Consider the following 16,705-nt stretch of genomic DNA (forward strand, 5'->3'; position numbering starts at 1 on the left):
CGAGACGCAGCAAAATCGACGCGAATGCCCCTTCTGCGCGATCGGGAATGGCCGAGTTGAATCCGAAATTCGCTCCGGAGCGGACACCCGGACATTCCTGGCGCGCTGCGCGTCCCCCAAAAGAGCAAATCGTTGATGTAGATCATTTCCCGATACTACCAGCAATCGTATGCTGCACATGGGAAATGACGGACGTTCCACATGGCACCGGGCTCAATAGCACATCACGAAAAATGCCCTCAGTGTGGCTCTGGATTAGTCCACCTCGAGTGGCATGAACGCGTCAATGGGCAGGAAGTCCACGATCTTTGGCGCTGCTGGAACTGCAAAAACGAATTTGTGACCGTCGTCACTTCTGACGAGAAGGAGCCGTCAGTCACTGAGATCACAGAACCATTCTTTACCAGCCTGCTAGTCTGATCAATGACGCCCGAGCAGGTCGATCTTACAAAGAAATCATTCGATGCGATGTGGCAGTTGCGCCGCGACGTCGCTGACCTGTGTTACAATCGGTTCATTGGACGAGTCCCCGATGCAAGAGAACTGTTCGCAAGCGACATAGAGCGGCAGCGGATCACGCTGATGGACATGATCGCGGCGCTAGTCGGCTCGCTCGACGAGCGTCCGCTGCTCCGATCGGTACTCACGAATTCCGCAGTTCTGTGACGAGAGCGATAAATGGAACTCCAGGCTATTGTCCGCAGAGGTGTCAACGCGGCCTCGCTTTGTTTTTTGCTCACCGCCTATCCAACTGCGTTACAGGCTGAAGGCGTGGATACTTGCAACGCCATATTGTCCGATGCACTACTGACAAAGCGGGTTGGGACAAACGACCGAAGTTATCAAGCCGCAGAGCATTATTGGGCGTGCAGCGCCAACAGCAGCGAAATTCAGCGCCACTTTCAAATGTCAGAAACCCGGCGAACGGGGGCTAGCAAAGGCGGTGGGTACGCGGGTGTCACCATAAAAGGCTCTCACAGCACGCTCGTCGCCGATCATAGTAACCCCGACGAAATCGATGCCTGGAAGCGGCTGAACTGCCTAAGGACTGATCGTCAGCAGAACGAAACGGCAGCAGGTTTTCTTTCCGAGCAGTACCTCGGACCGGGCGTTGCCGAAAACTGGGCAAAATGTATAGCAAGCCGCGATGGGTTGCAGTGCACCGGCCGTCGCCAAAAAGCTGGAATAAGTTTCACCGTAAGCTATCACAGCTACGAAGTCGCCCTCCCAGTGATAACCGAATTCACGGTTCACCGCGGCAGCACCTTAGAAAGAATCGCTCACGGCGCGAGAGTATTGATCGGGACCAAGGCATCTTTTATCAAACGAGATCCGAGCACTGACACAACAATTACCCTGAATGCGGTACGAGGCGGTCGCATTGCTGTTTCCTGCCAAGTCTTCGTGCCAAAAGATCAACCTCCGCCCGCGCCGCCATAGCCGAGTCAAGTGCGTTAGAATTCGAAGTTGCTGGACCCGCTATCGTCTCGGTCGGAATGGTGTAGTGGAACCATACGGCACGGACCGAAGAGCCACCCGGGGTGGGAATGAGCGTGGGTGAGGCCGAAGAAAACGGCAGGACATTTAGAAGCAAAACGGATCTTGGCGAGACAAGATTTAAGCTCTCGTGGTTCCTGGCAAACGCTACGCTGGATTAGTTTCTGAGGTTGACGGCTATCCAGGGCCAAATGAACACTAAGTTCTCATCATTGAGTTTGAGATTCATGGACACTTAAGGTCTGGGCATGGCGAAGGTGTCGACCGGATTGAGTTTAGCGCACGCAGAGAGGGCGACAGCGGAATGAAGTTATTGAGGATTGCCCGATTCCGCATGGCGCAGACATTTTGACCCATCCGAGCCGGCATTTTCGCAGATTCGAATTTAGATACCTGCGGGCGACGAGGGCATGATTCTACCCTGGGGTCGGCTCGGCACCCGCAAGCTGGCGGGAATGGATCGGCGCCGAGGTACTCTATCCTGGAGCGCAGCAACATGGAGAGTCCCTTCAGCGAGGCTTGGTCGTCCAACACCCGCTTGCCTGCGGGAAAGGCGGACAGAGGCGCCGTCAAGCGGCTTCCGTTGCCGCGGGCTGGTGGGTCTGGCAATTGGTCGGACAAACCCGGGCGCAAGCGCCGCAGCCGATACAAGCGCCCTGGTCATTCATCACCATAATCTTCTTTTCGATCTCATCGTCTTCGTCATCGTCGAGATCGACAAGATCGCCCTCCTCATTGATCCCCTTCAACGTCATGACGTCGCGACCGCAGACCTTGAAACAACGGCCACAACCGATGCACTTCTTGGGATCAATTGAGATCAGGTAGTTCGGCGTCCAGTCGCGGCCGTCGCGCGTTGCAAATGACATGATCGGATACCTTTAGGCCTTTTCCAGCGCCTTGAGATCCTCGCGCTTGCCCTCGAGTTCGGCAAAGGCATCGTGCGCCTTCTGCGCCACCGCCATGATGGAGGTCCAGTTGACGGGAAGTTCCTCCGACAAATCGTGCAGATCCATCTTGGCCTTCGTCGCCTTGACCGACAGCTTTCTTATTTCTGCTTTCAGGATTTCAAGATCACTCATGAGCTGCCCTCAATAGTTCGCCACGTCGGGAAATTTCCGGGTCATCTCGATGCCGCCTTCGACGTATTTGCCACCCTCGGCGGCGAGCTTTGCGAGATTGTCAAAGCCAAAGCGATGCACATCGCGCAGCTGCTTGTTCACCACGACCAGCCGGCCGCCGATAAGCACGATGCGGCCAAAGCCTTCATGGTGCATCTTCAGCATCGGCTGGATCATCACACCCGTCCCCTTCTCGATCGAGAGCGCGACTGCATTGAAGAACAGCTCCAGCCGCCAGACCGTATCCGGATCGGGATCGCCGACGATCGGCAGCGCCCGCCGTTTCTCCTTGTCCAGAATATAGGGTTCGAGCAGATCGAGATCGCTCTTGCCGTCCCACGCGCCGTGGACGTCCTGGGCGCGCCAGATCTTGATCAGTTCTCTCACGAATGGCGCATCGAGCGCGCGATCGGTTTGCACGATATCCGCGGCTTCAGTCATGTCGTCCTCATTCTTCGAAATCGAGCGTGCGCTCCTGGTCCTTTGCCAGCGCCTTGCGCAGCCAGGGTGGCGGCGTACCCTTCAGCACGTGCCGAAGCTTCTCGACCAGCACCAGGATGTTCTCTGGCTTGTTCACCTTGATCGGATGTATATTGTTCGCCACTACCCGTGCGGCACCGGAGCCGCCGATTGCCGCGACATAGAGGATGGCGCAATCCTTGATTGCCTCGATCTTGGGCGCGAGCTTGTCCTCGTTGCCGTCTTCCTTGAGATCGCCGTCGAACTGAATCGCCTTCAGAAATACGTGCCCGATCGGCCCAACATCATAGATCGCGATGTACTTGGCCCAGCCAAAATGCGCATCGACGCGCCTCAAGTCTTGGGTAGCGAATGCGACTTTCATGCAATCGATTCCTCTGTTGAGGCGATGAAGCTGCGGCGGCTGGGCTTTAAGGGCTGTCTCGAGGTCCGCCAGCTATCGGGCGTAGGCTGATGATTTTCCTCGCGGTCGGCGATCACGAGATTGGCGATATTGAAGATCACATCGCGCGTGCCGCGATAGCCGACGGATAGCTGGTGTCCCGCGCCGATTCGATCGAACATCGGAAATCCCGCGCGATAAAACGGAATCTTCAGCCGCGCGGCCGCTTGGCGGCCATGCGAATGCGTAATCAGCAGGTCGCAATTCCTCGTCCAAGCAAGCTCTTCCAGATCCTCGAGATCGCCGATCAGCACCTCGTTGGTTCCGATCCGCTCCAGCACCGGCGACTGCGTGGTCGTCACGGCTGCCGTCACCTGCGCGCCCATCTCGTGAAGCATGCTAGACAGGTCGAACAGGAGGTCAGGCTCGGCACCAATTGCGAGCTTGCGGCCGCCGACATGGAAATGGGCGTCCAGCATCGCGTCGGCGAGCTGGCCGCGCTGGCGCCGATACTTTGCCGGCACAGGGCGGCCACTGATGTCGCTCAGGAAAGCGATGAATTCATCGTTGGGGATGAGGCCGCACAGCCGCTCGAACAGGCGGAACGGCACCCCAGTTTTGGCCTGCATGGCTTCTGCCGCCCGCCGCATCTGCGCACCGATGGCAATGGTCCAGCTGGACCGGCCCATGCCCGCGACTTCGTCAACCCCGATGCCACCAATGGTCGTTGGCGTAAACTCGTCCGGTATATGCCCATCCAGCGATCCCGCGAGATCAGGCAGGAAGGATGGCTTCAGGCCGAAATCCTCCAGGATGGTCCTGAGTTCGTAGAGGTCACCCGGTGTCAGGTGACATCCGGGGAGGACATTCACCCGCGCGGGATCACGCTCCGCCCCGACCGGCGCCTCCACCAGTACGTCGACCATGCATGCCACCGTCTTTTCCCACCCGTCCTGGAAGGCGTCCTTGAAATCCGGCGTCGAGACAAAGACTAGAGGAAATTTGGCGAGCTGCGGATGCTGCTCGCGGATCAGCTTGATGTAGCCGTCGACGTCATCGCCATTGGTTTCGGTCACTCCGGTCGAGCAGATGCCAATGATCTCCGGCTTGGCACGATTGTATATGTTGAAAATAGCCTGCTCGACATTTTCATAACCGCCGAGCACGGTCGCCACCTCGCTCATCGCAGTCGTCTGCAGCGGCACCGCCTCCTTGAAATGCCGCACGAACAGCGTGAGCCCGAAGGATGTGCACCCTTGCGAGCCGTGCAGAAGCGGCATCGCCCCACGCAAGCCCATGAACGCGAATGCGCCGCCAATCGGCTGACTCATCTTCAGCGGGTTGACCGCGCAGGCCTTCTTCGGCGTGGTGACGATGGCCATGACGCCGTCCTATTCCGCGGCCTGCAGCATGGCAAGCGGCGAGGAGGCCGGCATTTTCGCCAGGATGTCCTCGATACGCCGCTTGCAGCAGCCACCGAACGCGTTGGTGTGCTGTCTGACTGCCTCGACGCTGGTCAGACCATGCGAGCGGATCGCATCCTCGATGGTTCCGAGATCGACTTCCTTGCAGAAGCAGACCTTTTTCGCGCGCCGGGTCGTCTCCGGATCGGCGGCAACCGCGGCGGCCTGCGCGTCCATTTGCGCTATCGCCTTCTGCCGGTTTTTGGCCACCTCGTCCCACGGCACCGGTCGACGCAGCTGCTCCCACATCGGGTTGAACAGCGCCCTGTCGATCTCCTCGACTAGCTTCACCATACCGACATAGCCCATATAGGCGTGGCAGCGCTCCTGGTTGATGTCCAGCCAAGGCATCGTCGCTTTCAGCGCAACGAACTGCGATTTGCCACCCGAGAGCATGATGTCCGCTTTCGCGTTCTTCAGCATTGTGTATATCTCGCGTGGCGTCATGTTCTCGATCATGTGGGCATCCTGCCCCATCAGCTGCTTGATGCGCTCCTTGTCCTCCTTGGTGGATTTTTTGACGCTGGTGCCGACCAGCTCGAGACCTGCCTCCTGCAGCGCCGCCACCACGGACCAGGACTTGACGCCGCCGGTGATCAGTAGTGCCCTCTTGCCGGCAAAGCGGGGCTTGTACGGTTCGATCGCGGCCCAAGCGCGCGCCTCCTCGCGCGCGATCACCACCTCGGTGTGCTCGATCAGTTCGGAAGGCGCCCCGCGCTCGACCAACAGCCGGGCAATCTGGCGCAGCGAATCGCTGGAATCCTGGATGCCATAGAACGACCCTTCGAAAAACCGGATGCCGTAACGCTCCTCCATCTTGCGCGCGACATTGATCATCGCCTTCGAACATACCATCATGGCAGCGCGCGCCCGGTGCGATGAGGCGACTTCGCGATATTTGCCGTCCCCCGAGATGCAGGAGAGGATGCGGATACCGAGCTCGTCAAGCAGCGGCTTGACCTGCCAAAGCTCGCCGGAGAGGTTGTATTCGCCAATCAGGTTGATGTCGTAGGGCGTGGTGTAGTCCGGCTCTTGCGTGCCGATGACATGCTCGAGCAAGGCCTCGCCGGCAAGCTTGTTGCCGAGGTTCTTGGGGCCGACGAAGCCAGGCGAATTTACGGGAATGACCGGCTTGCCGAGCTTTTGCGAAGCCGCCTTGCAAACCGCATTGATGTCGTCGCCGATCATGGCGGGAACGCAGGTCTGATAGACGAAGATGGCCGGCGGGTTGTACTTGTTGATGATCTCTTTGATTGCTTTGTAGAGACGCTTCTCGCCCCCAAATACTATATCGGTTTCATTCATGTCAGTGGTGAAGCCGGTGCGCCAGATGCTGGCGCCAGACGAAGCCGCACCGCGGTTGTCCCAGGAATTACCCTCACAGGCGATCGGACCGTGCACCAGATGGGCGACGTCGGTAAAAGGCTGCAGCGCAATTTTGGCGCCGTCGAAGGCGCAGCCGCCTGCGGCGCCGCCCGGCTGCAGCTGCTTGGTGCAGCCCTTCTTGCGCTCGGCATCCGACTTGTTGGCGTTCTTGGCGCAGCCCGGCTCGTTGAAGATCTCCTGGATCGTGGCCGATAGCGAACTCATCCGTCTCTCCTCTCAACCGAGCTTGTTCGCGAAGATCAGTCCATCGTGCGCTTAGGCCATCGCCGACGTTTGCCGGCGATGGCGCGCGCCGTTCGTCATCAACGAATGATGTCGAAGCTATAGTCGGTCTTGCCGGCAATGTTGGTCTTCTTGTCGATCTCGTCGAAGATCTTGTCGAGAATCTTCACCAGCACGTTCATGCCCCCCTGATAGCCCCACACCGGAGAGCGGTGATGGTGATGCCGATCGAAGATCGGGAAACCGATCCGGATCAGCGGCGTGCCGGTGTCGCGCTCCAGATACTTGCCATAGGTGTTACCAACCAGGAAGTCGACCGGCTCGGTGAACAAGAGCGAGCGCATATGCCAGAGGTCTCGCCCCGGATAGGCATGGCAGTTCTGCCCAAACGGCGAGCTTCCAAACAACGCCTGCATTTTCTCCTCCCAGGCCTTGTTGCCGTTCGTGGACAGCACATGGATCGGCTCGGCGCCAAGCTCGAGCAGGAAGGCAGCCAACCCATAGCAGAGGTCAGGATCGCCATAGATCGCGAATTTCTTGCCGTGGATATGCGCGCTGGAGTCGACCATCGCGTCGACCAAGCGGCCGCGTTCTCGCGCCAGTTCCTCCGGGATGTCCTTGCCACTGATGCGCGACAGCGCCATGAGAAACTCATCGGTTGCGGACACGCCCACCGGATAATTGAACGCCACGACCTCCTGGCCATGGTCGGCGATGAACGGCAGCGTCTTTTCCGTGCACCACTGCTGCATGGAGATCGTTGCCTTAGCGTGAACCGCGTTCGCGGCGTCTTCCAGAGTCGTGCCGCCGTCATACATCCGGAACTCGCCGTCGGTCGGTGTATCGAACACATCGGAATTATCGGCAAGAATGGTGTACTGGATGCCCATCAATTCGAAAATGCGCTTGATCTCGCGGATATTGCCGACGGTGTAGCCGTCAAAGCCGCCGATGAGGTTGATCTTTTTGTCGGGCGCGCGCTCGAGTTTCGCGGCTGTCCCGGCCTTGCCGTCCCAGAAATGCTCCAGGATGCCCTTGAGCGCATTGTCGTACCCGGTGACGTGGCTGCCCACGAAGGCTGGCGTGTGCGCGAACGGCACATCGAAATCCGTCGGAACCGAGCCTTTTTCCTTGGACGTCTTGATAAAGGCGTTGAGGTCGTCTCCGATCACCTCCGCCATACAGGTGGTGGAGACCGCGATCATCTTGGGCTTATACATATTATAGCTGTTGGCGAGCCCATCGATCATGTTGTTCAGCCCGCCGAATACCGCAGCGTCCTCTGTCATCGACGAGGAGACGCAGGAGCTTGGCTCCTTGAAGTGCCGCGACAGATGGCTGCGGTAATAGGCCACGCAGCCTTGGGAGCCGTGCACGAAGGGCAGCGTGGCCTCGAAGCCAACTGAGGCGAACACCGCGCCCAGCGGCTGGCAGGCCTTGGCTGGGTTTACCGTCAGCGCTTCCCGCGCAAAATTCTTTTCGCGATATTCGGGCGTCTTCGCCCATTCCCTGATGCGTTCGACCTCCGCGGGATCGCGGGGATTCTCGAACATCTTCTTCTTGTTGGCCAGCATCTGCTGGTATTCCGGACCGCGGAACAGCTCGAAATGATCGAGCACGTGTTCTGCACTCTGCGCCATTGGTAGGATCCTTTCAAAATCGTGATCAATATCGGCTTCGGTTCTCAACAGAGAGCCGGGCCACTTGGGTTATTCGGCAGCCAACAGCTTCGGCTTCGGGACGTCCTTCCACGGCGCTTTGGTCTTTTTCCAGATCGGTGAGTTGATGGCCATGTCCATGTCGCGCGCGAAGATCGCAAATCCATCATAGCCATGATACGGACCCGAATAGTCCCAGGAGTGCATTTGGCGGAACGGCACACCCATCTTCTGGAAGACATATTTTTCCTTGATGCCCGAGCCGACCAGGTCAGGCTGGACCTTCTCGACGAAGCGTTCGAACTCGTAGCCGGTGACGTCGTCGTAGATCAGCGTGCCATCCTTGACGTAGTGCTGGGCAGTGCGCTGGTAGTCGTCATTGTGACCGAACTCGTAGCCGGTGCCGACGACCTCCATGCCGAGGTCCTCGTAGGCGCCGATCACGTGGCGCGGACGCAGTCCGCCAACGAACAGCATCACGCTCTTGCCTTCCAGGCGCGGGCGATATTTAGCGATCACCGCGTCCACCAGCGGCTGATATTTTGCGATCACCCGCTCGGCACCCTCCTTGATCTTGTCGTCGAAATAACCGGCGATCTTGCGCAGCGACTCCACGATCTTGGAGGGCCCGAAGAAGTTGTATTCGCACCAGGGAATACCAAATTTCTCCTCCATGTGGCGCGAGATGTAGTTCATCGAGCGGTAGCAATGCAGCACGTTAAGCTTCGCCTTCGGCGTTGCCTCGAGCTCGGCCAGGGAACCGTCACCGGACCACTGCGCGATCACGCGCAGGCCCATTTCCTCAAGCAGAATTCGGGATGACCAGGCATCGCCGCCGATATTGTAGTCGCCGATGATCGCGACATCGTAGGGCGTCGGCTCGAACGTCGGCTTGCTCTCGGGCGTGACCTTGTCGAACACCCAATCGCGCACCGCGTCGTTGGCAATATGGTGGCCGAGCGACTGTGACACGCCGCGGAAACCCTCGCAGCGAACCGGCACGATGGTCTTGCCCCCATATTCCTTCGACTTCGCCCTGGAGACTGCCTCGATGTCGTCGCCAATCAGGCCGATCGGGCATTCCGACTGGATGGTGATGCCGTTGTTGAGCGGGAACAGCTCCTGGATCTCGTCAATAATTTTGACGAGCTTCTTGTCGCCGCCGAACACGATATCCTTTTCCTGGAAGTCGGATGTGAACTGCAAGGTCACAAAACTATCGATGCCTGTCGTGCCGACGTAATAGTTACGCCGCGAGCCCCACGAGTACTGTCCACAGCCGACCGGACCGTGGCTGATATGGATCATGTCCTTGATCGGTCCCCAGACCACACCTTTGGAGCCCGCGTAGGCGCAACCGCGGATCGTCATCACGCCGGGGATGGATTTGAGGTTGGACTTGACTCCGCAGTCCGACTTGCCGACCTCGTGAACATTGAGGTGCTTGGCGCGCCGTTTTGCGGTCTTCTCCGGATAGACCTTCAGCACCTCCTGAATCAGCTCTTTGTTGCGGGCCTTGATTTCCGCGATGCTCTGGGTCGTGGCGAGACTCATGCTGATATCCTTCAAAGGTTTCCTGTTGCGACGGCGGCTCTCGGCGAAGAGTTTTGCAACGACCGTGCCAGCCGGGGCGTGAGCGAAAAAATCAGCGCAGTTGAAAGTAGATAGCCACGTTCGCGCGGGTAATCGGGCTGTTGTTGCAAACCCGACATCGAGCGTGTCCACAGACGTGCTCGTTTGATCCTGTTCGAAATAAAACAAGGGCGGGCGCGCGTGATATTGCACCGCATTTCCCCTACAAGGCCGCGAGAACATTGCGATACTTGGCGGGCCAGCTGCCGGAAATGGCACGTGACGAGGCGACCCAGCTGCAAGGTTGCGTCAGCCAGTCTGGCTCACCATCGTCGCGAAGCCCGACCGCTGCTCACCTCGTTGGCGACGGTGGTGCGCACATTGCGCCTGACCTCATCGCCGTCCTTATCCCAATGCTATTGGGCCAGCCAGCCAGAGAGATCGTCGCGGCCGACCCGCAGGTGTTGTTCGAGTGCCTGAGCACCTCAAGCCACAGCGCTCGTACGATTCCGCTCTATGGTCTTCTGCATGCGCGTCGACGCCCAGGCCGCCCGAGCGATGCGTCTTAACGCACTAGGGGCTGTTGATGAGGGTGCAATCCGATGTTGCATCCAGGCTGCGGGGCGTGCTTCACATCCGGCTCCATCTACCGGACAACTGACCTCGGTTAGACTAGCACAGAATTGGAAGCTTGGGGTCAGGAAACGCGAGAGTAGCATGTCATCCCATTCTGAAGATCTCCTTTCGGCGGCGCTGGCTTATCACCGGCTGCCACGACCCGGTAAGCTCGAAATCCAGGCGATCAAGCCGCTCGTCAACCAGCGCGACCTTGCGCTCGCCTATTCGCCCGGCGTTGCCGCCGCCTGCACCGAAATCGCCAAAGACCCCGCTGAGGCCGCCTCGCTGACGGCGCGTGCCAATTTGGTCGCCGTGGTCAGTAACGGCAGCGCCGTGCTCGGCCTCGGCAACATCGGCCCGCTGGCGTCCAAGCCGGTGATGGAGGGCAAGGCGGTGCTGTTCAAGAAGTTCGCTGGCATCGACGTGTTCGACATCGAGATAAAGGCCGACACCATCGAGCGCGTGGTCGACACCGTGGCGGCGCTGGAGCCGACTTTCGGGGGCATCAATCTCGAAGATATCCGCGGACCGGAATGCTTTGAAATCGAGGCGCAGCTGAAGGAGCGGATGAAGATCCCGGTCTTCCATGACGACCAGCACGGCACCGCGATCATCGTGGGCGCTGCGATCGTCAACGCGCTGCTTCTCAACGGCAAGAAGCTGCCCGAAGTGAAGATCGTCTGCTCCGGTGCCGGCGCGGCCGCGATCGCCTGTCTCAACCTGCTGGTGTCGATGGGGGCGCAGCGCAAGAACATCTGGGTCTGCGACATCGATGGCGTCGTCCATGAAGGCCGCAACAACTCGATGGACCCCTGGAAGGCCGTCTATGCGCAGAACACTGATGCGCGGGTGCTCGCGGATGTCATCCCCGGTGCGGATATCTTCTTGGGGTTGTCAGCGCCGAACGTGCTGAAACCGGAAATGGTCAAGCAGATGGCCGACAAGCCGCTGGTGATGGCGCTCGCCAACCCGGTGCCGGAGATCATGCCGGACGAGGCCCGCAAAGCCCGTTCCGACGCGATGATCTGCACGGGACGTTCGGACTTCCCGAACCAGGTCAACAACGTCCTGTGCTTTCCCTTCATCTTCCGCGGCGCGCTCGATGTCGGCGCCACCGCGATCAACGAGGAGATGAAGCATGCGGCGGTCGATGCAATCGCGCAGCTTGCGCGCGATCCGCCGTCGGACGCGGTGGCGCCCGGTTTCGACACCGGCGAGACGCAGGGCTTTGGGCCTGGATCGCTGATCCCGAGCCCGTTCGATCCGCGCCTGATCCTGCGCATCGCACCGGCGGTGGCGAAGGCTGCGATGGACTCCGGCGTGGCGACGCGGCCGATTAAGAATTTCGACGAATATAGCGCGCTGCTTGAGCGGTTTGCGTTCCGCTCCGGCCTCGTCATGAAGCCGATGTTCGCCAAGTCCAAGACGCAGCCGGTGCGCGTCATCTACGCCGAGGGCGAGGACGAGCGCGTGCTGCGCGCCACGCAAGTGGTGCTCGAGGAGAAGCTGGCGCGGCCGATCCTGGTGGGGCGGCCGTCGGTGGTGGAAACCCGCATCAAGCGGTTTGGCCTGTCGATCAAGGTGGGCAAGGATTTTGACCTTGTCAATCCCGAGGACGATCCGCGCTATCGCTCCTACGTGCAGTGCTATATCGACGTTGCAGGGCGCCGCGGCGTCACGCCGGATGTAGCGCGCACGGTGGTGCGCACCAACAACACGGTGATCGCGGCGCTCGCGGTGGTGCGCGGGGAAGCCGACGCCATGCTGTGCGGCGTCGAGGGGCGGTACATGAGCCATCTGCGCCATGTGCGCGAGATCATCGGCTTCTTGCCGGGCGTCAGCGATTATGCGGCGCTGGCGCTGATGATCACCAGCAACGGCTCCTATTTCATCGCCGATACCCAGGTGCGGCCCTCCCCAAGCGCGGAGGAACTGGCCGAAATGGCGGCGCTGGCGGCCCTCCACGTCCAGCGCTTCAACTTCAAGCCGAAGGTCGCGTTTGTGTCGCATTCCGACTTCGGCAGCTATGACACCGACTCCTCGCGCAAGATGCGCCGCGCCACCCAGCTTCTGAAGGATAAGCACCCGGAGCTCGAGGCCGACGGCGAGATGCAGGGCGACACCGCGCTGTCGGCCGCTGCACGACGGATGGTGCTGCCGCAATCGAGATTGGAGGGCGAGGCCAACATCCTGATTATGCCGACGCTGGATGCGGCCAACATCGCCTATCAGACGATCAAGGTCCTGGCGGATGCGCTTCCCGTCGGGCCGATCCTGATCGGTCCGGCGTGGCCGGCGCATATCCTCACGCCCGGGGTGACCGCGCGCGGCGTCCTCAACATGACGGCGGTCGCCGCGGTCGAGGCCCAGGAGCGCGCTGGCCGCGCGCAACTCGGCTAATTGAAGGCGGTCGCTTTCCGCGCGCAGACGGATTCGATTTGATCGCGGAGAGCGGAACGACCATAATCGTTCCGCTCCTCCGTCCGCTCTTCGCGCATCCGCACTGCAGTGAGGTCGACCATGCCAGCGTTCGTTACCTTGGCGAGTTCTGTTCGCCGTGCTGTTCATTTACACGGGGGCGATGAAGCTGTTCGGCATACAGCAGACCGCTGATCTCATCGCGACAAACTTTTTAATCCCCGAGGCGTTCGCGCCCTACACCGCGCCGCTTGAGAGCGCGACCGGAATGCCGACGCCGCAATTTCTGTCGGTTGTGGTCGGCGCGCTCGAACTCATCGCGAGGCTGATGATCGCGTTGAACTTTGGTGCGCGCTTCTTTGTCTTTCTTTTGGTCTTCTATGTCGGGATCTCGACTTATCTACGACTTTGGAATCAGCCGGCGCCCGGCAACGCCCAGGTGCTGGTCGATGCCTTGAAGAACCTCGCGATCATCGGCGCGCTGTTCATGACCGCAGGCTATGGCCGCGGGCCGAAGAATCTTGAGGCGGCCTACGGGGACGTATAGGCCGGCCGGCTCTTAGATTTGCGCGACAGGCAGATGGCGACTGAGGATCGGCAGGCCACCGCGCCCGATTGGGGCGCTCCCGTGCTCAGATCAACTTTGAGGGCGAGCCCCCTGCTGCACAGCGTTGCAGCATCTGTCCCAGATCTTTGTCCCTCTCGCGCCATCGTTGCCGTGAGATCACACGTGCGGGTGCCCTCGAGGTGGACGGCTCGAACCGTGCATCAAGCAGCCTCACGCTGAACGGCGGTGCGCCTTCGGAACGGTTCGGTCGGTGGCATACAGGTCAATTCAGGCGGCACGCCGGGCAGGCGTCTCGATCATAATGCGACTAGATAGAATTCGCATCATGATCTCATCTCTTTGTTTGAGCAGGATCTTTCGGAAAACCTGTTCCCACTTTTCGGGATCATGCTCTAGGCCCAGTACCTCGAAACAGCCGAGAGATCCGCCCTCTCGCCGAGACGAATCATCTCGTGAGCGCGAATGATAACGAAGACGGCCCGCGCTATGAACCCAACGGGTGTAGCAGAGATCACGAAGAAAACGCCGGCTCTGCCGCACGATTCCCATGTCGCCCGCAAAGACCAGCGGCTCGCCAACATCCATGTGCGCGGATACATGCGCCGTTCTCAATCAGCGTCAAGGAGCGGACCCACTCGCCTGCGCGGAAGTCCTGCGATACAAGGCTTAGCTCATTGCTGCGGCAACTCGCGTATACACGACGCGCCTCATGGTCTGGGGCCGGCTCCTTCGCTCATGAGAACAGCTCCTGCGCCTTAATAAGCGCGCCCGCCAGCGCATCGATCTCTTCATGCGTGTTGTAGAGAGCGAACGAAGCGCGGCACGTCGCTGGCACCCCAAAACGCTCGTGCAGCGGCATCGCGCAATGGGTCCCGGCGCGCACCGCCACGCCTGCACGATCGATCACGGTGGCAAAATCGTGTGCATGCGCGACCTTCATTTCGAAGGAGATGATCGCGCCCTTCTCGGCCGCCGTTCCGATAATACGTAGGGAGTTGATGCCCCGCAGCTTCTCCTGCGCGTAAGCCAGCAGTGCGCTCTCGTGCTTGTGGATCTGTGCCTTTCCTATTGAATTGATATAGTCCACGGCCGCGCCCAGACCGATCGCCTCGACGATCGGAGGCGTGCCAGCCTCGAACCGGTAAGGCGGATCACCATAGGTGACGCCGCCACGCGAGACCTCGCGGATCATCTCGCCGCCACCGTTGAACGGCGGCATCGACGCCAGATGCGCATATTTACCATAAAGCACGCCGATGCCGGTCGGCCCATACAGTTTGTGGCCCGTCATCACGTAAAAATCGCAATCAATATCGCGGACATCAACATCCATATGGACGCAGGCTTGCGAGCCGTCGACCAACACCGCGACGCCACGTGCATGCGCGATCCTCACGATCTCCTTCACCGGCAAGACGGTGCCGAGCACGTTGGACATCTGCGTGATCGCAACCATTTTGGTGCGCTCGGTCAGAAGCCGCTCGAACTCCTCGAGGAGGAAATTGCCCTCCCCGTCCACTGGCGCCCATTTGATGACAACGCCATAGCGTTCCCTCAGAAAATGCCAGGGCACGATGTTGGCGTGGTGCTCCATGATCGAGAGAACGATCTCATCACCCGGTGTGATGCGCTCGCGGCCGAAGGTCTGGGCGACCAGATTTATCGCCTCGGTGGCGCTACGAGTGAAGATGATCTCCTCGGTGCGACGCGCGTTGACGAACTGCGCCACCTTCGCGCGGCCGCCCTCATAAGCCTCCGTCGCGGCATTGGCAAGATAATGCAGGCCGCGATGTACGTTGGCGTATTCGCTTCTGTAGGCTTCCGTCATGCGATCAAGCACGGCGGTCGGCTTCTGCGCGGACGCGGCATTATCGAGATAGACCAGCGGCTTGCCATAGACCTTCATCGCCAGCGCGGGGAAATCCTCCCGCACGCGGGCCACGTCATAGGCGCCATTCTTGACCGCCGGATGCTGGGTCATGCCCGTGCCTCCAGCCAACGCTGCGCGGCGGCGATTGCGAGCTCGCGCAGATCGTCGTTGACGATGGATTCGATGGCCTCACCAACAAAGGCCTGGATCAGCAGCGCCTGGGCCTCCTTCTCGGAGAGGCCGCGGGCACGCAGGTAGAACAGCAGGCTCTCGTCGAGTGCGCCGGTCGTGGCGCCATGGCCGCAGGTGACGTCGTCGGCGAAAATCTCGAGCTCCGGCTTGTTGTCAGCCTCGGCGTCGTCGGACAACAGCAGTGCCCGCGTCATCATCTTGGCGTCGGTCTTCTGGGCATCGGGACGCACGATGATGCGGCCCTGGAACACCGAATGGCCACGGCCGTCGACGACGGCGCGGAACACTTCGCGGCTGGCGCAATGCGGCACCGCGTGATCCATGAACAACGTGGTGTCGGCGTGCTGGCGTTCGTTGAGCAGATTGACGCCGTTAGTCTCGACCCTCGAGCCCTCGCCGGCAAAGGCGATGGTCGCCTGATAGCGGCTGACGGCGGCGCCGGAGGTCATGCCAAAGGTGTTGAAATGCGCGTGGGCGCCCAGCGTGATGACGGCGGAGGAGATGTTGAACGCGTCGCGGCCATCCTCGACCAGTCGAACATGGTCGAGCCGGGAATTATCGCCGATTGCGACGATCAGGGAGTCATGCGCCTGATAGGCCTTCGCACCCTCGGCCGCGATGTAGCTCTCGACCAGCGTCGCGCCGGTGTCCTTGCCAAGACGCAGCAGCGAACGGGTGAACATTGCAGCCGGCGTGGCGCCGCTCGCGACATGAATGACCTGCAGCGGCTGCTTCAGCACGACGCCGTTGGCGATCTCGATCACCACGCCATCGGTCATCATCGCACTGTTGAGCGCGACCATCGGATTGGCATTGTCGGGCGTGAACAACTGCGTCTGCAGCGCGGCGTCGCCGGTTTCCAGCACGTCGCGCAAAGTGCGGACAGTAAGGCCCTTCTCCAGCCCCTCCAATTCAGAGAGCTTCGGCGCGAACACGCCATCCACCAGCACCAGCCGGCGGGCGCCCTTGATCGCCTGCAGCTTCACGGCTGCAGCAGCCTGCTTCAGCGCGGCCGCATCCGGTGCGGCCGCCAGCGGCAGCACCTCGCGCATCAGCGCACGCAGATCGGTGTATTTCCATTCCTCGAGCCGTCGGTGCGGCAGGCCGACGCGCTCATAGGCCTCGAAGGCGGTATTCCGCGCCTCGGCGACCTTGCCGCCGCCCGGCAGCCGATCGCGCGCCACCGCAAAGCTCTCGCTCAGCGCGCGCCCGGTCTCGTTTTTTGCCAGAACAACATTCATCACAAATCCGTCCGCAG

At 60.4% G+C, this 16,705-nt stretch carries 15 protein-coding genes; 5 read left to right on the top strand and 10 right to left on the bottom strand.

The features are described 5' to 3' along the window. Positions 1-423: 423 nt before the first annotated feature. The gene (locus LMTR13_RS26805) at positions 424-666 is read left to right on the top strand and encodes a globin family protein (protein ID WP_065730395.1); all 243 of its coding nucleotides are present in this window, start codon (positions 424-426) and stop codon (positions 664-666) included. 12 nt (positions 667-678) lie between these two features. Beyond that, entirely contained in the window at positions 679-1,440 is a 762-nt protein-coding gene (locus LMTR13_RS41290; protein WP_156795817.1) for a hypothetical protein, read from the top strand. A gap of 626 nt (positions 1,441-2,066) precedes the next feature. Here LMTR13_RS41290 and fdxB read toward each other — a convergent pair. From fdxB to nifD, 8 genes are all read right to left on the bottom strand, one after another. Then, positions 2,067-2,366 carry a ferredoxin III, nif-specific gene (fdxB, locus tag LMTR13_RS26810; protein WP_065730396.1) on the bottom strand — a complete coding sequence of 100 codons (300 nt, stop codon included), beginning with the start codon at positions 2,364-2,366 and terminating at the stop codon, positions 2,067-2,069. 12 nt (positions 2,367-2,378) lie between these two features. Next, a complete protein-coding gene (locus LMTR13_RS26815; RefSeq protein ID WP_065730397.1) occupies positions 2,379-2,579 on the bottom strand; it encodes a CCE_0567 family metalloprotein in 201 nt (66 codons plus the stop codon). A gap of 9 nt (positions 2,580-2,588) precedes the next feature. Beyond that, on the bottom strand, positions 2,589-3,059 hold the full coding sequence (locus LMTR13_RS26820; RefSeq protein WP_065730398.1) for a NifX-associated nitrogen fixation protein: 471 nt from the start codon (positions 3,057-3,059) through the stop codon (positions 2,589-2,591). Between the two features lie 7 nt (positions 3,060-3,066). Then, positions 3,067-3,462, bottom strand: coding sequence for a nitrogen fixation protein NifX (gene nifX, locus LMTR13_RS26825; RefSeq protein WP_065730399.1), 396 nt, complete (start codon positions 3,460-3,462; stop codon positions 3,067-3,069). Beyond that, positions 3,459-4,862, bottom strand: coding sequence for a nitrogenase iron-molybdenum cofactor biosynthesis protein NifN (gene nifN, locus LMTR13_RS26830; protein ID WP_065730400.1), 1,404 nt, complete (start codon positions 4,860-4,862; stop codon positions 3,459-3,461). Before nifN ends, nifX begins: the two co-directional genes overlap by 4 nt. Positions 4,863-4,871: 9 nt before the next feature. Beyond that, a complete protein-coding gene (nifE, locus tag LMTR13_RS26835) occupies positions 4,872-6,533 on the bottom strand; it encodes a nitrogenase iron-molybdenum cofactor biosynthesis protein NifE (protein ID WP_065730401.1) in 1,662 nt (553 codons plus the stop codon). 98 nt (positions 6,534-6,631) lie between these two features. Next, a complete protein-coding gene (gene nifK / locus LMTR13_RS26840; RefSeq protein ID WP_065730402.1) occupies positions 6,632-8,191 on the bottom strand; it encodes a nitrogenase molybdenum-iron protein subunit beta in 1,560 nt (519 codons plus the stop codon). A 69-nt stretch (positions 8,192-8,260) separates the two neighbouring features. Then, positions 8,261-9,763: a nitrogenase molybdenum-iron protein alpha chain gene (gene nifD / locus LMTR13_RS26845; protein WP_065730403.1), complete on the bottom strand. Its 1,503-nt coding sequence runs from the start codon at positions 9,761-9,763 to the stop codon at positions 8,261-8,263. Between the two features lie 290 nt (positions 9,764-10,053). Between nifD and LMTR13_RS43875 the strand changes: the two genes are divergently transcribed. The 3 genes from LMTR13_RS43875 to LMTR13_RS26855 all read left to right on the top strand — a co-directional run bounded on the left by LMTR13_RS43875 (position 10,054) and on the right by LMTR13_RS26855 (position 13,364). Then, the gene (locus LMTR13_RS43875) at positions 10,054-10,350 is read left to right on the top strand and encodes a SufE family protein (RefSeq protein ID WP_083219243.1); all 297 of its coding nucleotides are present in this window, start codon (positions 10,054-10,056) and stop codon (positions 10,348-10,350) included. Between the two features lie 148 nt (positions 10,351-10,498). Beyond that, positions 10,499-12,799: an NADP-dependent malic enzyme gene (locus LMTR13_RS26850; RefSeq protein ID WP_065730404.1), complete on the top strand. Its 2,301-nt coding sequence runs from the start codon at positions 10,499-10,501 to the stop codon at positions 12,797-12,799. A 181-nt stretch (positions 12,800-12,980) separates the two neighbouring features. After that, positions 12,981-13,364 carry a hypothetical protein gene (locus LMTR13_RS26855; RefSeq protein ID WP_236843152.1) on the top strand — a complete coding sequence of 128 codons (384 nt, stop codon included), beginning with the start codon at positions 12,981-12,983 and terminating at the stop codon, positions 13,362-13,364. 754 nt (positions 13,365-14,118) lie between these two features. Here LMTR13_RS26855 and LMTR13_RS26865 read toward each other — a convergent pair. Together LMTR13_RS26865 and sufD are read right to left on the bottom strand one after the other, a co-directional pair. Further along, on the bottom strand, positions 14,119-15,366 hold the full coding sequence (locus LMTR13_RS26865; protein WP_065730406.1) for a cysteine desulfurase: 1,248 nt from the start codon (positions 15,364-15,366) through the stop codon (positions 14,119-14,121). Continuing rightward, positions 15,363-16,688: a Fe-S cluster assembly protein SufD gene (gene sufD, locus LMTR13_RS26870; RefSeq protein ID WP_065730407.1), complete on the bottom strand. Its 1,326-nt coding sequence runs from the start codon at positions 16,686-16,688 to the stop codon at positions 15,363-15,365. Before sufD ends, LMTR13_RS26865 begins: the two co-directional genes overlap by 4 nt. Positions 16,689-16,705: the final 17 nt, after the last annotated feature.

It is taken from the genome of Bradyrhizobium icense, from assembly GCF_001693385.1.
Taxonomy (GTDB): Bacteria; Pseudomonadota; Alphaproteobacteria; order Rhizobiales; family Xanthobacteraceae; genus Bradyrhizobium; species Bradyrhizobium icense.

Bases quoted from the DNA above. Each gene is read 5' to 3' on its own strand.
- nifX (WP_065730399.1), bottom strand. From the start codon at position 3,462: ATGAAAGTCGCATTCGCTACCCAAGACTTGAGGCGCGTCGATGCGCAT.
- nifK (WP_065730402.1), bottom strand. From the start codon at position 8,191: ATGGCGCAGAGTGCAGAACACGTGCTCGATCATTTCGAGCTGTTCCGC.
- LMTR13_RS26850 (WP_065730404.1), top strand. From the start codon at position 10,499: ATGTCATCCCATTCTGAAGATCTCCTTTCGGCGGCGCTGGCTTATCAC.
- LMTR13_RS41290 (WP_156795817.1), top strand. From the start codon at position 679: ATGGAACTCCAGGCTATTGTCCGCAGAGGTGTCAACGCGGCCTCGCTT.
- nifE (WP_065730401.1), bottom strand. From the start codon at position 6,533: ATGAGTTCGCTATCGGCCACGATCCAGGAGATCTTCAACGAGCCGGGC.
- LMTR13_RS26805 (WP_065730395.1), top strand. From the start codon at position 424: ATGACGCCCGAGCAGGTCGATCTTACAAAGAAATCATTCGATGCGATG.
- LMTR13_RS26855 (WP_236843152.1), top strand. From the start codon at position 12,981: ATGAAGCTGTTCGGCATACAGCAGACCGCTGATCTCATCGCGACAAAC.
- LMTR13_RS26820 (WP_065730398.1), bottom strand. From the start codon at position 3,059: ATGACTGAAGCCGCGGATATCGTGCAAACCGATCGCGCGCTCGATGCG.
- nifN (WP_065730400.1), bottom strand. From the start codon at position 4,862: ATGGCCATCGTCACCACGCCGAAGAAGGCCTGCGCGGTCAACCCGCTG.
- LMTR13_RS43875 (WP_083219243.1), top strand. From the start codon at position 10,054: ATGGCACGTGACGAGGCGACCCAGCTGCAAGGTTGCGTCAGCCAGTCT.
- fdxB (WP_065730396.1), bottom strand. From the start codon at position 2,366: ATGTCATTTGCAACGCGCGACGGCCGCGACTGGACGCCGAACTACCTG.
- LMTR13_RS26815 (WP_065730397.1), bottom strand. From the start codon at position 2,579: ATGAGTGATCTTGAAATCCTGAAAGCAGAAATAAGAAAGCTGTCGGTC.
- LMTR13_RS26865 (WP_065730406.1), bottom strand. From the start codon at position 15,366: ATGACCCAGCATCCGGCGGTCAAGAATGGCGCCTATGACGTGGCCCGC.
- nifD (WP_065730403.1), bottom strand. From the start codon at position 9,763: ATGAGTCTCGCCACGACCCAGAGCATCGCGGAAATCAAGGCCCGCAAC.
- sufD (WP_065730407.1), bottom strand. From the start codon at position 16,688: ATGAATGTTGTTCTGGCAAAAAACGAGACCGGGCGCGCGCTGAGCGAG.